At 72.5% G+C, this 21,667-nt stretch carries 19 protein-coding genes; 13 read left to right on the plus strand and 6 right to left on the minus strand.

Features of this window, described 5'->3' with window-relative positions; all coding sequences use genetic code 11:
- Window positions 1–22 precede the first annotated feature (22 nt).
- A complete protein-coding gene (locus HNR57_RS29285; RefSeq protein ID WP_184564633.1) occupies window positions 23–601 on the plus strand; it encodes a TetR/AcrR family transcriptional regulator in 579 nt (192 codons plus the stop codon).
- Here HNR57_RS29285 and HNR57_RS29290 read toward each other — a convergent pair.
- The 5 genes from HNR57_RS29290 to HNR57_RS29310 all read right to left on the minus strand — a co-directional run bounded on the left by HNR57_RS29290 (window position 588) and on the right by HNR57_RS29310 (window position 6,981).
- Complete coding sequence (locus tag HNR57_RS29290; protein WP_184564635.1) at window positions 588–1,271, minus strand: ATP-binding cassette domain-containing protein; 684 nt, start codon at window positions 1,269–1,271, stop codon at window positions 588–590. The genes HNR57_RS29285 and HNR57_RS29290 overlap by 14 nt on opposite strands.
- Entirely contained in the window at window positions 1,268–2,236 is a 969-nt protein-coding gene (locus HNR57_RS29295) for an ABC transporter ATP-binding protein (RefSeq protein WP_184564637.1), read from the minus strand. Before HNR57_RS29295 ends, HNR57_RS29290 begins: the two co-directional genes overlap by 4 nt.
- On the minus strand, window positions 2,226–3,989 hold the full coding sequence (locus HNR57_RS29300; protein WP_313675094.1) for an ABC transporter permease subunit: 1,764 nt from the start codon (window positions 3,987–3,989) through the stop codon (window positions 2,226–2,228). Before HNR57_RS29300 ends, HNR57_RS29295 begins: the two co-directional genes overlap by 11 nt.
- Window positions 3,986–5,479: an ABC transporter substrate-binding protein gene (locus HNR57_RS29305; RefSeq protein WP_184564639.1), complete on the minus strand. Its 1,494-nt coding sequence runs from the start codon at window positions 5,477–5,479 to the stop codon at window positions 3,986–3,988. The genes HNR57_RS29300 and HNR57_RS29305 overlap by 4 nt, the downstream gene beginning before the upstream one ends.
- 107 nt (window positions 5,480–5,586) lie before the next feature.
- A complete protein-coding gene (locus HNR57_RS29310; protein WP_184564641.1) occupies window positions 5,587–6,981 on the minus strand; it encodes a PucR family transcriptional regulator in 1,395 nt (464 codons plus the stop codon).
- A 191-nt stretch (window positions 6,982–7,172) separates the two neighbouring features.
- Between HNR57_RS29310 and HNR57_RS29315 the strand changes: the two genes are divergently transcribed.
- The 5 genes from HNR57_RS29315 (at window position 7,173) to HNR57_RS40370 (ending at window position 11,687) form a co-directional block, all read left to right on the plus strand.
- Window positions 7,173–8,099 (plus strand): proline dehydrogenase family protein, encoded by a 927-nt coding sequence (locus HNR57_RS29315; protein WP_184564643.1) that lies wholly within the window; start codon window positions 7,173–7,175, stop codon window positions 8,097–8,099.
- A 54-nt stretch (window positions 8,100–8,153) separates the two neighbouring features.
- Window positions 8,154–9,785 carry an L-glutamate gamma-semialdehyde dehydrogenase gene (gene pruA, locus HNR57_RS29320; RefSeq protein WP_184564645.1) on the plus strand — a complete coding sequence of 544 codons (1,632 nt, stop codon included), beginning with the start codon at window positions 8,154–8,156 and terminating at the stop codon, window positions 9,783–9,785.
- Between the two features lie 73 nt (window positions 9,786–9,858).
- On the plus strand, window positions 9,859–10,725 hold the full coding sequence (locus HNR57_RS29325; protein WP_184564647.1) for an alpha/beta fold hydrolase: 867 nt from the start codon (window positions 9,859–9,861) through the stop codon (window positions 10,723–10,725).
- A gap of 39 nt (window positions 10,726–10,764) precedes the next feature.
- Window positions 10,765–11,307 carry a GNAT family N-acetyltransferase gene (locus HNR57_RS29330; RefSeq protein WP_184564649.1) on the plus strand — a complete coding sequence of 181 codons (543 nt, stop codon included), beginning with the start codon at window positions 10,765–10,767 and terminating at the stop codon, window positions 11,305–11,307.
- A gap of 248 nt (window positions 11,308–11,555) precedes the next feature.
- On the plus strand, window positions 11,556–11,687 hold the full coding sequence (locus HNR57_RS40370; protein WP_104781486.1) for a hypothetical protein: 132 nt from the start codon (window positions 11,556–11,558) through the stop codon (window positions 11,685–11,687).
- A 53-nt stretch (window positions 11,688–11,740) separates the two neighbouring features.
- On the opposite strand, the gene HNR57_RS29335 is transcribed toward HNR57_RS40370, so the two are convergent.
- The gene (locus HNR57_RS29335; protein WP_184564651.1) at window positions 11,741–13,321 is read right to left on the minus strand and encodes a purple acid phosphatase family protein; all 1,581 of its coding nucleotides are present in this window, start codon (window positions 13,319–13,321) and stop codon (window positions 11,741–11,743) included.
- Window positions 13,322–13,475: 154 nt separating this feature from the next.
- Here HNR57_RS29335 and HNR57_RS29340 point away from each other — a divergent pair, with 154 nt between their 5' ends.
- From HNR57_RS29340 to HNR57_RS29370, 7 genes are all read left to right on the plus strand, one after another.
- Window positions 13,476–14,519, plus strand: a complete 1,044-nt coding sequence (locus tag HNR57_RS29340; RefSeq protein WP_184564653.1) for a 3-isopropylmalate dehydrogenase — start codon at window positions 13,476–13,478, stop codon at window positions 14,517–14,519.
- A gap of 242 nt (window positions 14,520–14,761) precedes the next feature.
- On the plus strand, window positions 14,762–15,850 hold the full coding sequence (locus HNR57_RS29345) for a branched-chain amino acid aminotransferase (RefSeq protein ID WP_184564655.1): 1,089 nt from the start codon (window positions 14,762–14,764) through the stop codon (window positions 15,848–15,850).
- Between the two features lie 192 nt (window positions 15,851–16,042).
- Window positions 16,043–16,747 (plus strand): urease subunit gamma, encoded by a 705-nt coding sequence (ureA, locus tag HNR57_RS29350; protein WP_184564657.1) that lies wholly within the window; start codon window positions 16,043–16,045, stop codon window positions 16,745–16,747.
- Window positions 16,744–18,453 (plus strand): urease subunit alpha, encoded by a 1,710-nt coding sequence (locus HNR57_RS29355; RefSeq protein ID WP_184564659.1) that lies wholly within the window; start codon window positions 16,744–16,746, stop codon window positions 18,451–18,453. Before ureA ends, HNR57_RS29355 begins: the two co-directional genes overlap by 4 nt.
- Window positions 18,454–18,462: 9 nt before the next feature.
- On the plus strand, window positions 18,463–19,539 hold the full coding sequence (locus tag HNR57_RS29360; protein ID WP_184564661.1) for an agmatine deiminase family protein: 1,077 nt from the start codon (window positions 18,463–18,465) through the stop codon (window positions 19,537–19,539).
- A gap of 8 nt (window positions 19,540–19,547) precedes the next feature.
- Window positions 19,548–20,147 carry a TetR/AcrR family transcriptional regulator gene (locus tag HNR57_RS29365; RefSeq protein WP_184564663.1) on the plus strand — a complete coding sequence of 200 codons (600 nt, stop codon included), beginning with the start codon at window positions 19,548–19,550 and terminating at the stop codon, window positions 20,145–20,147.
- Window positions 20,148–20,282: 135 nt separating this feature from the next.
- Complete coding sequence (locus HNR57_RS29370; protein ID WP_184564665.1) at window positions 20,283–21,527, plus strand: PD40 domain-containing protein; 1,245 nt, start codon at window positions 20,283–20,285, stop codon at window positions 21,525–21,527.
- The last annotated feature ends 140 nt before the right edge of the window (window positions 21,528–21,667 follow it).

The following is a 21,667-nucleotide window of genomic DNA, read 5'->3' on the forward strand; positions in this document are numbered from 1 at the left end:
CTCCGGGGTAGGGTGACGTGCCATGGGACACCGTGAGGATCTGCTGGAGGGCGCCAAGCGCTGCCTGCTGGCGAAGGGCTTCCTGCGCACGACCGCGCGCGACATCGTCAAGGAGTCGGGGACCAACCTGGCGTCGATCGGCTACCACTACGGCTCGAAGGACGCGTTGCTGGCGCGGGCGTACGTCGAGATGGTGGAGGGCATGTCCGACGCCTTCGAGGGCGGCGGCGAACTGCGGGGCGAGCCCGGGTCGTTGGAGCGGTTCACCGAGGTGTGGGCGAACATCATCGGGACCATGCGGGAGCCCGGCTCGCTCTGGCGGCTCAGCATGGAGATCGTGGCCATGGGGGACCAGCTGCCGGAGGTGCGGGAGCACCTCGCGCGGGCGCAGCGCGAGGGGGCGCGCGGGATCGTCACGCTCTTCCACGGAGGGCGCGAGGAGGACGTCTCCGAGGAGCGGGTGGACACCCTCGGGTACTTCTACCTCACCCTGATGATGGGGCTGATGGCGCAGTGGACCTTCGACCCCGAGAGCGCCCCCGAGGCCGGTCAGCTCGCCGCGGGGCTCCGCCAGGCGATCGAGGGCGCTACCCGGACGTGACGCGCCCCTCGCGCATCTCGACCACCCGGTCCGCGAAGTGCCGTACGACCGCCCGGTCGTGGCAGATGAACAGGTAGCCGAGGCCCAGGTCGTCCTGGAGGCCGGCGAGCAGGTTCAGCACGCCCGCCCGCACCGACGGGTCGAGGGACGACACCGGCTCGTCCAGGACCAGCAGGCGTGGGCCGGAGGCCAGGGCGCGGGCGATACCGGCCCGCTGGCACTGGCCGCCGGAGAGTTCGTGCGGCCGGCGGTCGCCGTACGCCGGGTCGAGGCCGACCCGGTCGAGGAGTTCGGCGACCCGGGCGGGGCCGTCGGCGGGATGCCAGCGGCCCTGGACCTTCAAGGGCTCGGCGATGGCGTCCCGGATGCGGTGGCGGGGGCTGAGAGTGCCGTAGGGATCCTGGAAGACCGGTTGCAGGCGGGGCCGCAGCGGACGCAGCTCGCGTTCGGAGAGGGTCGTCAACTCCCGTCCCTCGAAACGCACATGGCCCGCGGCCGGGCGGCGCAGCTGGAGCACCGCAAGGGCCGTGGAGGACTTGCCGCAGCCGGACGGGCCGTTCAGGGCCAGGGTCTCGCCGGCGGCCAGGGAGAAGGAGACACCGTCCACGGCGGTGACCGGGCCGTAGCGGACGACCAGGTCCCGGACGTCCAGCAGAAGGTCGTCGGTCATGCGGTCTGGCGCTCCTTCAGGAACAACGCGTGGGCGGGGTGGGGGAGTTCCTCGGCGCGGTGGCAGGCGAGCAGACGTCCTTCCACCTCCCGGGGCTCCGGTTCCGCCGTGCGGCAGGCATCCGCCGCGAGCGGGCAGCGCGGGGCGAAGGCGCAGCCCGGCGGGAGGGCCCCCGGGGCGGGCGGGGTGCCCCGCAGGGCGGGGAGACGGCGGCCGGGGAGCGCGTTCCGGGGGAGCGACGCCAGCAGACCGGCCGTGTAGGGGGTCCGGGGACGGGCCAGCACCTCGTCCGCCGCGCCGAGTTCGGTGAGCCGCCCCGCGTACATGACCAGCACGCGGTCCGCGTGGCCGCCGACGACGTCCATGTCGTGCGTCACCAGGACCAGCGCGGCCCCGACGGCTTCCCGCTGCTCCGCCAGCAGCCGCAGCACCTGGTCGCGCCGCTCCTCGTCGAGAGCGGTGGTGGGCTCGTCGGCGACGACGACGTCCGGTTCGTTGATGGTCGCCATGGCGATCACCGCGCGCTGCCGCATGCCGCCGGAGTACTCGTGCGGATACGCCCGTGCCCGGCGGGCCGCGTCCGGGATGCCGACCCGCTCCAGGGCCGCGACCGCCCGGGCCCGCGCCTCCTTGCGGGACACCCCGGCCACCGACCGTACGGCGGCGGCCAGTTGGTCGCCCACCGGGTGCACCGGGGAGAGCGCGGACAGGGCGTCCTGCGGGACCAGGGAGATGCGCCGGCCGCGATGGGCCGAGAGGTCCGGGCGGATCGTCCCGCTCGTCGTCGCGGAACGCGGGAGCATGCCGAGCAGGGCGCGGGCCGTGAGGGACTTGCCCGCTCCCGACTCGCCGACGACGGCCAGCACCTCGCGCGGGCGGACGTCGAAGGACACGCCGCGCACGGCCTCGACCCCGTCGAAGGCGATCCGCAGTTCGCGCACCGACAGCAGTGGCTCAGACTCCAACGGGGGCCTCCTTCGTGACCGGAGCGGGGGTGGCGCGCCGTGTCCTTTGGCCTCGCGCGAGCGCGGCCCCCGACACCGCCAGACCGGCCAGCAGGGCCAGCGCCACCGCCGGGGCGAGAGCCGCCCACGGGGCGCGTTCCACATAGGCGCGGGACTCGTCGAGCAGCAGACCCCACTCGGGAGCGGGTGGCTGCGCGCCCAGACCCAGGAAGCCCAGCGAGGCCAGGGCCAGGGCGATGCCCGGCAGCCGCAGCAGGGCGTGCCGGGCGACCGGGGCGGCCACGGACGGCAGCACGTGCCGGGTGAGGATCCACAACGGGCTCGCCCCGATGGCCCGTTGGGCGGTGAGGAACGCCGACGCGCGCACCTCCTGCACCAGGGCCGCCGCGTGCGCGGACAGGGCCGGCCAGGAGATCAGCGCGACCGCGAGGGCCGCACCGCCGGTGCCTGGCCCGACGACCGCGGCGACGAGGATGCCGACGATCACCGGGGGCAGGGCGTTGGCGATGTCCGCCGCGCCCTCCGCGATCCGCGGCAGGAACCCCAGCGCGAGCGCGACCAGCAGGCTCAGCAGGCAGACGGCCGCCGCCGTACCCACCGTGGAGGCGGCGCCGTGGCCCAGCCGGGCGAGCACGTCACGGCCGAGGCCGTCGGTGCCGAGCGGGTGCGTCCACGAGGGCGCGGCCAGCCTGGCCGTGGTGTTCACCGCGTACGGGTCCCGCAGCAGGCCCCAGCCGATGGTCACGGCCAGAACGGCGAACAGCGCCGACGGGACCGCGGGGTGCGCGCGGACCGGCCGGACCGGGGGCAGCGCCAGCGAGGCGTCCCGCAGGGCCGGGCCCAGCAACCGCCGCCGTGTGAACGCCGCCAGCGCGCCCGTGACCAGGCCGAGCGCGAGCAGCCCCAGCACCGAGCCCTGGAGCAACGGCAGGTCCTGCGACTTGGCCGCGCCCAGCGCGGTACGGCCGATGCCCGGCACGGCGAACACCGTCTCCACGGCGACCGCGCCACCGGTCAGCCCGACGGCGGCCATCCCGAACTGCGGGACCAGCGGCGGCAGGACGCGCCGCAGCGCCGCCCCCGCGATCCGCGCCCGGCTCACCCCGGCGCCCCGCCACAGCTCCACCCACCGCTCGTCGAGCACGGCGGGCAGCGCGTCCGCGACCAGCCGGCCGAGCAGGCCGCCGGCGGGGACACCGAGGGCCACGGCGGGCAGGACCATGTTCTGCGGGCCCACCCAGCCCGACGTCGGCAGCCATCCCAGCCACACCCCGAACACCAGCAGCGCGACCGTGGCCAGCAGGAACTCGGGCACGGCGGCCAGCATCGCGGCCCACGCCCCGGCCGAGGCCCGGCCCCGCACCAGCACCGGCGCGACCAGCGCGCAGGCCAGCAGCACCGCGACGCCGAGCGAGGCGCCCATCAGCGCCAGCGACACCTGGAGCCCGGAGACCACGGAGGGCAGGACCTCGGTGCCCGACACCCAGGACGTACCGAGGTCGCCGTGCAGGAGGCCGGAGGCCCAGCCGGCCAGCAGGGACAGCGGCCCGGCGTCCAGGCCGAGGTCCCGCCGTACGGACTCCAGGGCTTCCTCGGTCGGGTCCTGCTCTGCGGAGCGGGCGCGCAGCACGGCCAGCGCCGGGTCCCGGCCGGAGAGCCAGGGCAGCAGGCCGACGGCGGCCAGGACGGCGATCAGGCAGCACAGCCGGGTCAGCGCGGCGGCACCGGCCAACCGCCGTATACGGGATCTCACTTGACGTAGGTGTCCGCCGTGACGAGCTCCCGCTCCCGCGGGTCGTGGGCGACACCGGTGACGCCCTCGGCGTCGCCCTGGATCACCCGCTCGTGCAGCATCGGCACGGCGGCGTCGGTGCCGAGCACGGCGGCCTCGGCGGCGATGACCGCGGCGCGGCGCGGGTCACCGCTCCTGGCCCCGCCGGCCTTCTTCAGGGCCTTGTCGACGGCCGGGTCGGCGAGCTGGGCGAGGTTGAAGGAGCCGTCGGAGGCGAAGTCGCTGTAGAGGTAGGCGGCCGGGTCGCCGGAGTCGAGGACGGTGGCGCGGGAGAGGATGAACGCGTCGAACTCGCCCGCCAGCGCGTCGGATTCGATGTTCGCGTATTCGCGCACGTCGAGCTTCACCTTGAACCCGGCCTTCTGCAGCTGCTGTTGCAGCGCCGCGGCGACCTCGGGCAGCTCGGCGCGGTCGGTGAAGGTGCCGATGGTGATCGTCCGGCCGGCCGGGTCGCCCGCCGCGGCCCGCCTCACCGGCTTGCGCAGCTCGGCGGCCCACGGCAGGGCGGGGCCGAGCAGCCCCTCGGCGACGTCGGCGCGCCCCTCGTACACGCCCTTCACGATCGACTCGGCGTCGATCGCCCCGCGGGCCGCCGCCCGCAGCCCGGCGTTCTTGAAGGGACCCTTCTCCGTGTTGAGGTAGAGGGTGTTGGTGCGCGGCATGGGGACCTCGGTGATCAGGTCCTGGTCCAGGACCGCCGCCTGTGAGACCGGGATCGCCTCGACGATGTCGGCCTCGCCACTGCGCAGGGAGGCCGCGCGGGCGGTGCCGTCGGGCACGAACCGCACGTCGATCCCGGGGGCCTTGGCTTTCTTCCCCCAGTAGCGGTCGTAGCGGTCCAGGGCGGCGGAGGAGGTGCCGTCGACCTTCGTCAGCTCGAAGGGCCCGGTGCCCGCGCCGACGGGGTCGACTACCTTCCCCCGGTAGGCCTTGGCGGCCAGGATCGACAGCTGCGGGGAGCTGAGCCGCTGCGGGACCAGAGGGTCCTCGGTGGCGGTGGTGACGATGACCTTGCCGCCGTCGGCCTTCGCGGTCAGGTCCACGCCGTCGAGGATGCGGGGCTTGGGGGAGGCCGCGGCGGCCTTGTCGAGGGAGTTGACCACGGCTTTCGCGGTGAGCTCGGTGCCGTCGTGGAAGGTGACCTTCTCGCGCAGGGTGAAGGTCCAGCTCCGGCCGGACTGCTTCCACCCGGTGGCGAGCGCGGGCTCGGCGTCCCCGTCCGCGTTCAGCTTGACCAGGGTCTCCGCCGTCGACCAGCGCGACAGCTTGAAGGCGTCGTCCGACAGCGGGGACAGTGCCGAGCGCGGGGGCAGCATCATGGCGAGGCGTATCCGCTTCCCTCCCGCCCCGGAGTCGTCCGAGGCCGGCTGCCCGCCGGCGAAGCAGCCGGTGAGCAGGGCAGAGGCAGCGGTCAGGGCGGTGAGGGGGACGAGACGAGCGGGGACGCGCACGGGACACCTCGGTCAAGGCATGGTCAAACAACGGTCAATGGTTGAATGCGCCACGACCGTAGCACGATGACAATCGTTTTCAAGAGTGGGGTGTCCGGGTGAAACCCTCAGCCGGCCGGGCCCGGCGCCGCACCGCCTGCGAGCCGGGCCCCCTTCAGTGCCATGTGCAGCAGCAGCCGGTCCTCGCCGTCGTCCAGGTCCAGGCCGGTGAGCTTCTCGACGCGGGAGAGCCGGTAGTACAAGGTCTGGCGGTGGATGCCCAGCTCGGCGGCGGCCCGGGCGGCCTGGCCGGCGCAGTCCAGGTAGATCTCGGCGGTGCGGGCGAGTTCGCGGTGGGCGGGGGAGAGCAGCGCCTGTACGGCGGGGTCGTGGGCCAGGTCCGGCGGCAGGGCGGTGAGCAGCCGGAACGGTCCGATGGCGGACCACTCGGCGACCGGCCCGAACCGGGGCTCCGCGAGCGCCGCCCGCGCGGCGGCCGAGGCCTCCCGCCAGGCGGGCCCCAGCTCGGCGAGACCGGAGCGGGGGGTGGCGATGCCGGCGGCGGGACCGCGTGAGGCGCTCCCGGCCGGCCCGTGCGCGACCGGTCCCCCGGCCTTGCGGGACGTGCCGGCCGATGCCCCACCCGCGCCGCCGGGGGCCGGTGTGCCCGGGGTGGTGTCGGCCGGTTGTCCCCCCGGCCCGCGGGCAGCCGCACCGGCCGGGCTCGCACCCGCCACTGCGGGGAGTCCCCCCGGTCCGGCGCCCGAGCGCCCCCGCTCCAGCAACCGTCCCGCCGCCGTCGTCGCCGGTGTCAGCACGTCCGTCGAGCGCAGGCGCATCAGAACCGCCACGCACTGCTCGGCCGCCCCCCACGGCAACGTGCACAGGGCCGTCGCGCCCGGCATCGAGCGGACCGACGGCGCCTCGTCCGGGTCGGCCGAGGGCCAGGGGGCCACGCACACCACCGTGTGGGGGCCGTCGGCGCGGGACCCGAGGGCAGTGCGGAGCTCCGCGATCGCCATGTCGCTCTGCCAGCCGGGCTCGGCGGTGAGTACCGCCCTCAGTTCGCGGCTGAGGTCGGCGCCGTGCTGGGCCTCGTCCGCGAGGAGGGCGCCGATGCGGGCCGTGACCCGCATGGCGGCGTCGAGCCGGGGTTCGCTCGGGCCGGGATCGTCGTCCAGGAGCCAGACGTAGCCGTGCACCACGCCCCGGTGGCGGACGGGAAGACAGATGCGGCCCCGGTAGACCCCGGCCTCCGGTGTCGGGGGGATACGGACCGGGCCCGTCGCCCGGGTGATGCCGAAGCCCTCGAACCACGCCCGGACCGCCGCGGTCGAGCGGCGGGTGAGGATCGAGCGGGTGCGCACCGGGTCCAGGGCCGACGGGTCGAGGTCGCCCTCGCTGTCGTACGCCCCGAAGGCGATCAGCTCGAAGTCCCGGTTCTCCAAGGTCGCGGGCGCGCCGAGCAGCTCCGAGATCTCGTCGACCAGCTCCTCGTAGTCGCCCCTGTGTTCCGACGTCACCCGGGCATTGTCGCGCACTTCCAGGACCTCTTCATACATCTGTCTGAGATCTGCGGCACGAATGCGTGACAGCTGTCGATGGCCGACGATCGGAGGGATCCTTAGGTTTCACGGTGGTTCTCCGTGCCGTACCCGACGCGTCATCCGCGAGGGGTCCGGCCCTCACGTTGCTTGTGCTCTGGAGGTGCCCCGTGCTGGGTCCCGTGATTCTCGCCGCGTCACGCAGCGACCGGATGCGACGCCTGATCTCGGCGGCCCCGGTGACCAAGCAGGTCGTCGACCGCTTCATCCCCGGCGAGGACGTCGACGACATCGTCCCCGTCGTCCGGGACCTCGCGGGCAACGGCCTGGAACTGACGATGGACGTCGTCGGCGAGGACATCACCAGCCCCGCGCAGGCCGCCGCCGCCCGGGACGCCTACCTGGAGCTCGTCGACCGCCTCAAGCCGCTGGAGCTCGGCACCCGCGCCGAGATGTCGGTGAAGCTGTCGATGTTCGGGCAGGCCCTTGAGGACGGCCACGAGCTGGCCCTCAAGAACGTCCGTCCGGTCGTCGAGGCCGCCGCCGAGATCGGCACCACGGTCACGCTCGACGCCGAGGACCACACCACCCTCGACTCGATGTTCGCCATCCACGAGGAGCTGCGGAAGGACTTCCCGCAGACCGGCTGCGTCATCCAGGCGTACCTTTTCCGCACCGAGGCCGACGCCCGCCGCCTCGCGGAGAGCGGCAGCCGGGTCCGCCTGGTCAAGGGCGCCTACAAGGAGCCGGCCTCGGTCGCATACCAGGACAAACACGAGATCGACCGGGCATACGTTCGTATTCTGCGGACGTTGATGGACGGGAAGGGGTACCCGATGATCGGGTCCCACGACCCGCGCCTGATCGCGATCGGCCAGGAACTCGCCCACCAGGCCCGGCGCGAGCTCGACGAGTACGAGTTCCAGATGCTCTACGGCATCCGCACCGACGAGCACCTGCGGCTGGCCGCCGAGGGTCACCGGATGCGCGTCTACACCGCGTACGGCACCGACTGGTACGGCTACTTCATGCGCCGTCTCGCGGAGAAGCCGGCCAACCTGCGCTTCTTCGCCCGCTCGATGCTCACCAAGGGCTGACAGCTCTACACGGGCTGAGACCGACACACCGCTCAGTAAGGAGTTACGGAAAACATGGACGCTGTGACCCAGGTCCCCACCCCCGTCAACGAGCCGGTGCACGGCTACGCCCCCGGCTCGCCCGAGCGGGCCCGGCTGGAGGCCAAGCTGAAGGAGCTGGCCGACAACCCCGTCGACCTGCCCTGCACCATCGGCGGCGAGAAGCGGATGGGCGGCGGCGAGGCCTTCCAGGTCGTCCAGCCGCACAACCACAAGGCCGTGCTCGGCACGTACCGCAACGCCACGCAGGCGGACGCCCAGGACGCCATCGACGCGGCCCTGGCCGCCGCCCCCGCCTGGCGCGCGATGTCCTTCGACGACCGCGCGGCGATCATCCTGCGCGCCGCCGAGCTGCTGTCCGGGCCGTGGCGCGAGACGCTCGCCGCCTCCACCATGCTCGGCCAGTCCAAGACCGCCCAGCAGGCCGAGATCGACACGCCCTGCGAGCTGATCGACTTCTGGCGGTTCAACGTCTCCTACGCCCGCAAGCTGCTCGCCGAGCAGCCCCCGGCGAACTCCCCGGGCGTGTGGAACCGTCTGGACCACCGCCCGCTGGAGGGCTTCGTCTACGCGATCACGCCCTTCAACTTCACCGCCATCGCGGGCAACCTGCCGACGGCCCCGGCCCTGATGGGCAACGTCGTCGTCTGGAAGCCGTCCCCGACGCAGACCCACGCCGCCGTGCTGCTCATGCAGCTGCTGGAGGAGGCCGGTCTGCCCAAGGGCGTCATCAACCTCGTCACCGGTGACGGCATCGAGGTCTCCAAGGTCGCCCTGGAGCACCGCGACCTCGCCGGCATCCACTTCACCGGCTCGACCCCCACCTTCCAGTACCTGTGGAAGACGGTCGGCAACAACATCGAGAAGTACCGCACCTACCCGCGCCTCGTCGGCGAGACCGGCGGCAAGGACTTCCTCGTCGCCCACCCGTCGGCCGACCCGGCGATCCTGAAGACGGCGTTCACCCGAGGTGCCTTCGAGTTCCAGGGCCAGAAGTGCAGCGCCACCTCCCGGGCGTACATCCCCGCCTCGATCTGGAACTCCGGTTTCAAGGAGGAGCTGGCCGCCGAGGTCGACGGCATCAAGATGGGCGACGTCACCGACCTGTCGAACTTCATCGGCGCCGTCATCGACGAGCGTGCCTTCGCCAAGAACAAGGCCGCCATCGACCGCGCCAGGGAGGACGCCTCCTGCACGATCGTCGCGGGCGGCACGTACGACGACTCGGTGGGCTGGTTCGTCCGCCCGACCGTCATCGAGTGCACCGACCCGGAGAACGAGGTCTTCCGCACCGAGTACTTCGGCCCGATCATCGCCGTGCACGTCTACGAGGACGACAAGTACGACGAGATGCTGACCCAGATGGAGTCCGTCTCCGACTACGCGCTGACCGGCTCGGTCATCGCCAACGACCGCGCGGCGGCCGCCTACACGGCGGACAAGCTCCGCTACGCCGCCGGCAACTTCTACATCAACGACAAGTCGACCGGTGCCGTCGTCGGCCAGCAGCCCTTCGGCGGCGGCCGCGCCTCCGGCACCAACGACAAGGCCGGCGCCCCGCAGAACCTGATGCGCTGGACCCTGACCCGCGCCATCAAGGAGACGCTGGTCCCGCCGACGGACTACACCTACCCGCACATGGGCTGACACGCCCGGCGCACCGACGGGCCAGGTCGAAAAGACCTGGCCCGTCGGCATGCCCGGCAACAACACTGGGGCCATGACCACGACGGAGACCGTGACCACCGACGACGGCGTACGACTGTGGGCCGAGCGCTCCGGCCGGGGCGCCACGCCCCTGGTGCTCTGCCACGGCGGCCCCGGACTGTGGGACATGTTCGACGACGTCGCCGGACTGCTGGGCGACCTCGCCACGGTGATCCGCTGGGACCAGCGCGGCTGCGGGCGCTCGGGGCCCTGCGACGGCCCGTGGACCGTCGAACGCTTCGTGGCGGATCTCGAAGCCGTACGACGGCACTTCGGGCTGGACCGGACGGCGCTGCTCGGCCACTCCTGGGGCGCGCAACTGGCGTTGCACCACACACTGGCCCACCCGGACAGGGTCAGCACGCTGGTCTACGTCAGCGGTACCGGCATCGGCCCGGACACCGGCTGGCACGGCGCGTACAAGGAGAACCAGCGAGCCCGGCTCGGGGAGCGGCCCGAACGCCTGGCCCGCTGGCGGGAGCTGACGGACATGCCGGGGCGCGACGGGGCTCAGGAGCGGGAATGGGCGGTCCTCCACTGGTCGGCAGAGTTCCCGGACACCGACCGGGCGACGGAGCATGCCGAGCGGATGGCCGAACCCTGGCTCGGGATCAACGCCGCGTGCAACAAGCAGCTGAACGCCGCGGCGAGGAGTGCCTGCGGCACCCCCGGCCTGTACGCCGCCTGCGCCGCCCTGGACGTGCCGGTGCTCATCGTCGACGGGGCGGAGGACATCCGGCCGCGCTCGGCGGTGGACTCCCTGGAGCGGGCTCTGCCGCACGTGACGCGGGTGACGTTCCCGGAGGCCGGTCACCTGCCGTGGGTGGAGGATCCCAGGGCCTTCCAGGAGGCGGTGGCGGCGAGCCTCGGGTCCGGATAACCGGTCGAGAGCCACCCGGCCCCTTCACATACTGGCCGGATGACCATCCGAGTACGCACCGCCCATACCGCCGACCTGGCCCCCGCCGAACTCGACTCCGCACGCGGCCTGCTGGACGCCGCGTTCGAGGGCGACTTCGGTGACGAGGACTGGGACCACGGCCTCGGCGGCATGCACGCCCTCGTCCACGACGGCTCGGGGCTCGCCGCGCACGGCGCGGTCGTGATGCGCCGGGTGCGGCACCGCGGCCGGTGGCTGCGCACCGGGTACGTCGAGAACGTCGCCGTCCGCGCCGACGCGCGCCGCACCGGCCTCGGCGGGCTGGTCATGGCGGAACTGGAACGGATCGTCGACCGCGCCTACGACCTCGGTGCCCTCTCCGCGAGCGACGACGGAGCCCGGCTCTACACCTCGCGGGGGTGGCAGCTCTGGAGCGGCCAGGTGCACGCCCTCAGCCCGCGGGACGGCGTCGTCCGCCTGCCGGAGGAAGAGGACAGCACCTATGTACGGCCCGCCCTCGCCGGTCCGCTCGACCCTGCGTACGAGCTGCTCTTCGACTGGCGCGACGGCGACGTGCTCTAGAAATCACCGCAGGTCAGAGCAGTGTGACCCAGTCCACTGTCTCAGATAGTAGGAAGTCCGAGTAATTGTGGAGACAGACGCTCCGCGCTCCCTTAGTTTTGTAGGAGCCGAACGTCTCGCTCGACCAAGCGAATGGCGGTCGTGAGCCGGGCCCCGTGCAGGCAACCCCTGCGGCACCGCTCCCCGCCCCTTCCGGCGTCTCGATAACCCGCCCTTGCACTCCGTGCTGTCGAAGGAGTCGATTTCTCATGGCCGAGACGACCGTCCGCCGCCGAGTCCGTCACGTTTCCCGTACGACCGAGTCCGACCGCAAGAACGCCGCCGCCGCGCTCCAGCGCGCCCTAGACCGCAGGGACAACGGCGGATCCAGCGGCCACTGAGCCGCACATCGCAACAGGACCGGGAGCCGCCCGACGAGGTGCGGTGCGGGGCCTCACGCCCCGCGCCGCACCTCGAAGTGGTCGATCCGCTCACCGCCCGACGTCAGCGCCGACACCCGCAGTCTCGGCCTGGCGCCGCTCTCCGCCTCCACCGAGAGGAACGAGAAGCCGCGGTAGCGCACCCGCGACCACTGCGCCGACTCCTCCTTGGTGTCCCGGGACTTGGTCCACCGGAACGTGGTGACCGGCTCGTGGTCGGCGGTGTTCCCCTCGTAGCTCTCCTTCACGCCGTCGGGGAAGCCGTACAGTTCCTTGCCGCCGCCGCCCGCGGTGACGTACACGATCCCGTCCCGCCGCGGATCCGTCGCCCCGCCGACCGGCACCGGCCTGCCCACCTCACCGCCCCGGATCGCGTCGGTCCGCTCGTAGACGTGGTTGTGCCCGTTGATCACCAGGTCCACCTCGTGCCGGGCGAACAACGGCAGCCACTCTGCCCGCACTCCGCCGTCGGAGGCGTGCGTGGAGGTCGAGTACGCGCAGTGGTGGAAGAAGACGACGATGAAGTCGACGTCCTTCGAGGACCTCAGCTCGCCGAGCTTGCTGTCCAGCCACTTCGTCTGGCGCCCTTCCGTGTAGCCGAAGTTGGCGGGGATCTCGTACGACACGTCGTTCGCGTCCAGCGCGACCACGCCCACGTTGCCGTACGTGAAGGCGTACACGCCCGGCGCCGTGCGTGCGTCGAAGCCGCTGTCCGGCAGGGAGAACCGGGCGAGCTGGCCGCCGTAGCCGTCGGGTGAGTACCAGGCCTCCATGTCGTGGTTGCCGGTCGTCACCATCCACGGCACCGACCGGGCCACCGGCTCGGTCTGCTTCAGGAACCGGTCCCACTGGCTCGCGTCGAAGACGTCCGACTCCTTGCCCTTGCCGGTCGGGTCGGCGTAGCAGATGTCGCCGGCGTGCAGATGGAAGGCGGGCTCCCGGCGCAGCAGCGTACGGTCGTTGAGGGCCGCCTCGTCGCCCACGCCCTGGTCGCCGAACGCGGTGAACACGAACCGCTCCGGCGGGCTCGCCGGTGCCGTGCGGAAGGACGTGACGGTTCGCCGGTGCCGCGGGGCGGCCGGGTCGAAGCCCTCGTGGCCTACGCCGTAGTAGTACGTCGTGCCCGGGCGCAGGCCGTCCAGCGCGGCGTGCAGGTAGTACTGGTCGACCGCCGCCCGGACGCCCTTCAGCTCCGGGGTGTGCAGGTCGCGCAGCTCCGCCTCGATCTTGCGGCCGAGGTCGTCGGGGCGCAGGCCCACCCGGACGTACGGCTTCTTCACCGCGAGCGGCACCTGCCAGGAGATCCGCATCTGCGTCCGGGGGTCGGCACCGAACGCCAGATGGCGGCCGAAGGGCGTGACGAGGGAGCCGGGCGCCGTCGCGGTGCCCGGCGACGGGCTCCCGGCCGTCGTGGCGCCGCCCTGCCCGGACCGGGAGCCGGAACCGGAGCAGCCGGTCAGCAGCCCGCTCGCCACCGCGCCCGCGGTCACCAGGGTGCGCCGCCGCGACAGCCGCGTCCGCAGGTACTCGTGCTGCTCCGCCATGCTCATCCGGCGGGCGAGCTCGGGCGGGATGCCGAAGTGGGGGATCTCCATGTCCAGTGAACTTCCCAGCGGAGCCCAACGTCCCCACCACGTACGGGTGAACGCGAGCCGACGGACGCGTGCCTTCCCCCGGGCGGGTGCCGTCCCGCTGTCCGCATCACGGACACCTCATGTCATCCCATGGGACGAGGAGTAGGGTGCCCGCATGTCTCGCAGCATCAATCTCGCAGTGATCCCGGGTGACGGCATCGGCCAGGAGGTCGTGGCCGAAGGTCTGAAGGTCCTCTCCGCCGTCCTTCCGCAGGATGTGAAGCTGGAGACCGAGGAGTACGACTTCGGCGCCCGGCGCTACCACGCCACCGGTGAGACCCTCACCGACGCCGACCTCGACGCCCTGAAGCGGCACGACGCCATCCTGCTCGGCGCGATCGGCGACCCGTCCGTGCCCTCCGGCGTCCTGGAGCGCGGCTTCCTGCTCAAGCTCCGCTTCGCCTTCGACCACCACGTCAACCTGCGTCCCTCGAAGCTCCTGCCGGGGGTCGCCACCCCGCTCGCGGGCGAGCCGGAGATCGACTTCGTCGTGGTCCGCGAGGGCACCGAGGGCCCGTACACCGGCAACGGCGGCACGATCCGCAAGGGCACCGAGCACGAGGTCGCCACCGAGGTCTCCGTGAACACGGCCTTCGGTGTCGAGCGCGTGGTCCGCGACGCCTTCGCCCGGGCCCAGGCCCGCCCGCGCAAGAAGCTCGCGCTGATCCACAAGAACAACGTGCTGACCTTCGCCGGTCACCTGTGGACGAACATCTTCAACAAGGTGGCCGAGGAGTTCCCCGAGGTCACCACCGAGTACATGCACGTGGACGCGGCGACGATCTACCTCGTCACGCAGCCCGAGCGCTTCGACGTGATCGTCACGGACAACCTCTTCGGCGACATCGTCACCGACCTCGCCGCGGCCGTCTCAGGCGGCATCGGCGTCGCCGCGAGCGGCAACATCAACCCCTCCGGCGACTTCCCCTCGATGTTCGAGCCCGTGCACGGCTCGGCCCCGGACATCGCCGGCCAGGGCAAGGCCGACCCGACCGCCACCGTGCTGTCCGTCGCCCTGCTGCTGCGCCACCTCGGCTACGAGGCCGAGGCCGCCCGCATCGACGACGCGGTCGCCGCCGACCTGTCGGAGCGCACCGGCAAGCCCGCCCGCTCCACCTCGGAGATCGGCGACGCCCTCGCCGTACGCGTAGCCGGCTGACCCGCCGCTGCACACCGCAAGCCGCCGGGTCGCGACCGCGCCCGGCGGCTTTCGCATGTTCCCGCCGGGTGCCACCATCGACCACCGGGCCGCATTCACCCCGTTCCTTCCGCCGCCGCCCCCGGGCGATAATCGAACGCGAGGCCGCGGAATGAGGGAATGCTCGGACGTCCTAGCACTGGTCACCATCAGAGCAGTACCGAGCGCGGCCCGTCACTACAACCGGTGAAGGACATCAACCCATGACGACGCCCACGATCGAGCTCAAGCCCTCCGCCAACCCGCTCTCCGCCGCGGAACGCGAGGGGATCCTGGCCAACCCCGGGTTCGGCCGCCACTTCACCGACCACATGGTGACGATCAAGTGGACGGAGGGCCGCGGCTGGCATGACGGCCAGCTCGTGCCGTACGCGCCGATCTCCCTCGACCCCGCCACCACGGTCCTGCATTACGCCCAGGAGATCTTCGAAGGGCTGAAGGCCTACCGCCAGCCCGACGGCTCCGTCGCCACCTTCCGCCCCGAGAAGAACGCCGAGCGGTTCCAGCGCTCCGCCCGCCGGCTCGCGATGCCCGAGCTGCCGGTCGAGACGTTCATCGAGGCGTGCGACGCCCTGGTGAAGCAGGACAAGGCGTGGGTGCCGGCGCACGGCGGCGAGGAGTCCCTCTACCTGCGCCCGTTCATGATCGCCACCGAGGTCGGGCTGGGTGTGAAGCCGGCCAACGAGTACCTGTTCCTGGTGATCGCCTCCCCGGCCGGCGCGTACTTCCCCGGTGGTGTGCAGCCGGTGTCCATCTGGGTCTCCGAGGACCGCGTCCGTGCCGTCCCCGGCGGCATGGGCGACGCGAAGACGGGCGGCAACTACGCGGCGTCCCTGCTCGCGCAGGCGGAGGCCGCCACGAAGGGCTGCGACCAGGTCTGCTACCTCGACGCCGTGGAGCACACCTGGGTCGAGGAGCTGGGCGGCATGAACCTGTACTTCGTGTACGGCGACAAGATCGTGACACCCTCGCTCACCGGCTCGATCCTGGAGGGCGTCACGCGCGACTCCCTGCTCGCCGTCGCCCGTGACCTCGGGTACGAGGCGGAGGAGGGCCGGGTCTCGGTCGACCAGTGGCAGCGGGACTCGGAGAACGGGTCGCTGACCGAGGTCTTCGCCTGCGGTACGGCCGCGGTTATCACCCCCGTCGGCACGGTGAAGCGGGCCGGGGCGGAGTGGAAGCAGAGCGGGGGAGAGCCGGGCGAGGTCACGCTGCGGCTGCGTCAGGCGCTGCTGGACATCCAGCGGGGCACGGCGTCGGACCAGCACGGCTGGATGCACCGGCTGGGCTGATCCCCCCAGTGTTCCTGTGACGCCGGCCCCGGGCTCTCGATCGAGCCCGGGGCCGTTGTCTTGTCCGAACGCACCGAGCCTTTAGATCGACGTTCAATTCTTCTCTGCCTTTTTCTACCGTCATCGGAAGGGATTGTGTATACCTTCGTTAGAGTGATGCTCTAATCATGGACGGCAAGGAGGTGCCCCGGCGTGAGACTGACTCCCACCGAGCGTGACCGGCTGCTGCTCTTCTCGGCCGCCGAGCTGGCCCGGGCCCGCAAGGCGCGCGGTCTGCGGCTGAACGTGCCGGAGGCCACCGCGCTGATCGCGGACACCGTGTGCGAAGCCGCACGGGACGGTGCCCGGCTCGCCGAGGCGATCGAGCGGGCCCGGGCGGTGCTCGGCCCGGACGACGTGCTGCCCGGCGTCGCCGGCATCGTCACCGAGGTGCACGTCGAGGCCGTCTTCGACGACGGCTCACGGCTCGCGGTCGTCTCCGACCCCATCGGAGGCGGCTCGGGGCCGGACGCCCCGGGGGCCCTGCTGCCCGGGCCCGGGCAGCCCGAGCCCGAACCGGCCGTACGGCTGCCCGTCACCAACACCGCGACCGTGCCCGTCTCCGTGACCTCCCACTTCCACTTCTTCGAGGCCAACCCCCGGCTCCGCTTCGACCGCGGGCGGGCCTACGGCATGCGGCTCGCCGTGCCCGCCGGCTCGTCCGTGCGGTTCGGGCCGGGGGAGAGCAGCGAGGTCGGGCTCGTCCCCATCGGCGGCGAGCGGGTCGCGACCGGATTCGCCGGGCTGGTCGACGGGCCGCTGGACGCGCCGGGCGCGCAGGTGGAGGCGCTGCGGCGGGCCGCCGCCTGCGGCTACCTCGGCGTACCGGACACACCGGAGCAGGAGGCCGGACGATGAGCCGCCCAGGAGGCCACCCCGCCGAGGCCCGCCGCCTCTCCCCGTACGAGTACGCCGCCACGCACGGGCCCCGCGCCGGCGACCGCATCCGTCTCGGCGACTCGGGGCTGACCGTCAAGGTCGAGTCCGACTCCCAGCGCCCCGGCGACGAGTTCCTCGCCGGGTTCGGCAAGACCGCCCGTGACGGGCTGCACCTGAAGGCCGCCGCGGTCCGGGAGACCTGTGACGTCGTGGTCAGCAACGTCGTCGTGATCGACGCCGTGCAGGGCATCCGGAAGGTGTCCATCGGCATCCGCGAGGGCCGGATCCACTCGATCGGGCGGGCGGGCAACCCCGACACCCTCGACGGGGTCGACGTGGTCGTCGGCACGGGCACCTCGATCGTCTCCGGCGAGGGCCTCATCGCCACCGCCGGGGCCGTCGACACCCATGTCCACCTGCTGTCGCCGCGGGTCATGGAGGCCTCGCTGGCGTCCGGCGTGACCACGATCATCGGGCAGGAGTTCGGGCCCGTCTGGGGCGTCGGCGTCAACTCGCCCTGGGCGCTGCGGCACGCGTTCGGCGCGTTCGACGCCTGGCCCGTCAACATCGGCTTCCTGGGCCGGGGTTCGTCGTCCCACCCGGCGCCTCTCGTGGAGGCCCTCGCCGAGGGGGGTGCGAGTGGCTTCAAGGTGCACGAGGACATGGGCGCCCACACCCGCGCCCTGGACACCGCGCTGCGCGTCGCCGAGGAGCACGACGTCCAAGTCGCCCTGCACAGCGACGGACTGAACGAATGCCTCTCGGTCGAGGACACCCTGCGCGTGCTGGAGGGCCGCACCGTCCACGCCTTCCACATCGAGGGCTGCGGCGGCGGGCACGTGCCGAACGTCCTGAAGATGGCGGGCGTGCCGAACGTCATCGGCTCTTCCACCAACCCGACCCTCCCCTTCGGCCGGGACGCCGTCGCCGAGCACTACGGCATGATCGTCTCGGTCCACGACCTGAAGACCGACCTGCCCGGCGACGCCGCCATGGCCCGCGACCGCATCCGGTCCGGCACCATGGGCGCCGAGGACGTCCTGCACGACCTGGGCGCGATCGGCATCACCTCCTCGGACGCGCAGGGCATGGGACGCGCGGGCGAGACGGTCCGCCGTACGTTCGCCATGGCCGGGAAGATGAAGACCGAGTTCGGCGCACCCGACGAGCACGACAACGAGCGCGTCCTGCGCTACATGGCCAAGCTGACCATCAACCCGGCCCTCGCGCACGGGCTCGCGCACGAGGTCGGGTCCATCGAGACCGGCAAGCTCGCCGACCTCGTGCTGTGGCGGCCCGAGTACTTCGGCGCCAAGCCGCAGCTGGTGCTGAAGGCCGGCTTCCCCGCGTACGGCGTGACCGGCGACCCGAACGCGGCGACCGACACCTGCGAACCGCTCGTTCTCGGGCCGCAGTTCGGCGCGCACGGAGCGACACCGGCCGACATCTCGGTGGCGTTCGTCGCCCGGGCCGCGCTCGACCAGGGGCACGACACCCTGCCGACCCGGCGCCGCAGGGTCGCCGTGCGCGGTACCCGGGGCATCGGCCCGGCCGACCTGCGCCTCAACTCCCGTACCGGAGCCGTCGATGTCGACCAGCGCACCGGTCTCGTCACCCTCGACGGCGAGCCGCTGCACTCCGAACCCGCCGACTCCGTCTCCCTCAACCGTCTCTACTTCCTCTGAGGATCAACGATGTCCGCAGCCGCCGACGGCTTCCGCATGCCCGCCGAATGGGTCCCGCACGAACGGACCTGGATGGCCTGGCCGGGCCCGAACCCGACCTTCGACGACCCCGAGGACCTGGCCGCCGCCCGGATCGCCTGGGCGTCGGTCGCCCGCGCGGTGCGCCGCTTCGAACCGGTGACAGTGGTGTGCGGGCCGGGGCAGGCCGCCGAGGCCGCCGCGCTCCTCGGGCCGGGCGTCGACACCGTGGACCGCGACCTCGACGACGCCTGGATGCGCGACATCGGCCCGACCTTCCTCACCGACGGACGCGGCCGACTGGCCGCCGTCGACTGGACGTTCAACGGCTGGGGCGCCCAGGAGTGGGCCCGGTGGGACCACGACGCGAAGATCGCCGGGTACGTCGCGCACCTCGCGGGGGCGCGCACGTACACCTCGGAGCTCGTCAACGAGGGCGGGGCGATCCATGTCGACGGCGAGGGCACGGTCCTGCTCACCGAGACCGTCCAGCTCGGCCCGGAGCGCAACCCGAGCTGGTCCCGCGAGCAGGTCGAGGCCGAGATCCACGCACAGCTCGGTACCCGCAAGGCCATCTGGCTGCCGCGCGGCTTGACCGGCGATTACCCTCCCCCGAGCTCTCGGCTTCGCTCGAGCAGGGGGTACCCCCACCACGGCTTCGGTACCCTCGGCCACGTCGACATCGTCGCGGCCTTCGCCCGCCCGGGCGTCGTCGTGGCGCACTCCCAGCCGGACCCGGCCCACCCCGACCACGAGGTGACCCGGGAGGTCATCGGCCTGCTGAAATCACAGACGGACGCGCGCGGACGGCGCCTGGAGGTCGTCGAGGTCCCCGCCCCGACCGTCCTGGAGGCCGACGGCCACTGGGCCGACTACTCCTACATCAACCACTACCTGTGCAACGGCGGCGTGGTCCTGTGCGGCTTCGACGACCCGCGCGACGAGATCGCGGCCGGCGTCTTCCGCCGCCTCTTCCCCGAGCGGACCGTGACGCTGGTGGACGCCCGTACGATCTTCGCGGGCGGTGGAGGCGTCCACTGCATCACCCAGCAGCAGCCGAGGACCTAGGAGCGCAGATGGCCGGTGGGCGCAGGCAGGCCCCGCCCCGCGAGGACGTCCTCGCCGCCGCCATGGAGATGATCGCCGAGCGCGGCCTGGAGAAGCTCACCATGGCCGCCCTCGGCCGCGAGGTCGGCATGAGCAGCGGCCACCTGCTCTACTACTTCGGCTCCAAGGACGAACTGCTGCTGCGCACCCTGGAGTGGAGCGAGGGCCGGCTCGGGGCCGAGCGGGGGCGCTTGCTGACCCGGACCGCACCCGCCCGCGAACGCCTCGACGCCTACGTCGACCTGTACGTCCCGGACAGCCACCGCGACCCGCACTGGACGCTGTGGCTGGAGGTCTGGAACCGCTCGCAGAACGCCGACGCCGACGCCCGTGACCGGCAGGCCGCCATCGAGGGCGCCTGGCACCGCGACCTCGTCGCCCTGCTCGCCGAGGGCATCTCGCGCGGCGAGTTCCGGCGGGTCGACCCGGACCGGTTCGCCACCCGGCTGCGGGCGCTGCTGGACGGCTTCTCCATCCACGTGGCGATCGGCCTGCGCGGCACCGACCGGGCCCAAGTCCTCGGGCATGTGCGCGAGTTCCTCGCCGACGCCCTCCTCGCGGACACCTGAACGCACGCCCGGGTTGTACTCAATACGACGGATTGACCCTGTGGGCCGTCGTGATGTTGGCTCTGGGAAGCCCTCGGCGCGGGGCCGGGGGAAATGCGTCCACGGGGACACGGGGAACACAGGGGGAAACAGCACATGACCAGCACCAGGAGGGTCACGTCCGGCGCGCTCGGCGTGGCCCTGGCCGTCTCACTCGGCACCGCCGCCGCGCTGCCCGCGACCGCCGCGCCCACGGCGCCGCGGACCGGGAAGGCGAGCGTCGCCCCGGACGGCACCGACGGCAACGGCCCCTCCGGCAGGCCGAGTCTGAGCGCCGACGGCCGCCATCTGGCCTTCGTCTCCAGCGCCGACAACCTCGTCGCCGGTGACACCGACGGCACCGCCGACGCCTTCGTCCGCGACCTGAAAACCGGCACGACCCGACTGGCCGGCAGGTCGGTGGACGGCTCCGTCGACGACGTCGCCCTGAGCGGCAATGGCCGGTACCTGGCCTTCAGTGCCACCGACTCCGGCGACGGCCTGAGCCACATCTGGGTCGAGGACCTCCGGACCGGCGCCGTACAGCGCGTCAAGGACAGTCTCGAGGGCGGCTACGACACCGGACGGCAGCCCGCCATCAGCGCCGACGGCCGCTACGTCGCCTTCGTCGCCCAGCGGTCCGGCCCCGGGGAGGGCGAGGACCGCTGGGGCCGCGTCTACCGCGTCGACCGCACCGGCGGCGAAGCCGTCCGCATCAGTCAGGTGCCCGCCGCCGGCGACCGCAAGACCGCCGCGGCCAACCCGTCCATCAGCGCCGACGGCAAGCGCGTCGGCTACCAGTTCCTCGTGCCGCATCCGGCCTCGGGCGACTGGAGCGACGCCTACGTCCGTGACGTCCCGAGCGGCGAGCTGATCCAGGCCGACCGGGCCCCGGACGGCCGGACCTCCGACGGGCAGACCGAGTTCCCGCAGGTCAGCGCGGACGGCCGGTACGCGGTCTTCAACTCGCTCGACTCGCGGCTCACCCCGGGCGACACCAACCGGGGGCACAACGCCTTCGTCAGGGACCTGAAGACGGGCGAGCTGCGCCGGATCGACGCCGCCGACCAGGCCGCCTTCACCGCGTATCCGAGGCTCAGCGCCGACAACCGCCACCTGGCCTTCACCTCGGCCGACCCGGGCGACACGAACCGCACGACCCGTGCGTACGTCCGCGACCTGCGCACCGGAACCACGGTCCTCGCCAGCCCGGACGCCCGGGGCGGCGCCAACGACCAGAGCGTGTCCGCCCCGGTGATCGACCGCCACGGCCGCACCATCGCCTTCGGCAGCGCCTCACCCGACCTCGTGCCCGGCGACACGTACGACACCTCGCACGTCTACGTCCGTCACATGAGGTGACCGACCGCATCCTGAGACAATCGTGAGCGGAGCGCGGGGGTTGTGCCAGACTTCCCCCGTGCTCTCGTTCGCCATGATTATTGGCAGCAGGCGCGCCGGTCCGCAGTGACCACCACGTACGACCAGGTACGGGTGGACAC

Source organism: Streptomyces paradoxus (assembly GCF_014202475.1).
Lineage (GTDB): Bacteria > Actinomycetota > Actinomycetes > Streptomycetales > Streptomycetaceae > Streptomyces > Streptomyces paradoxus.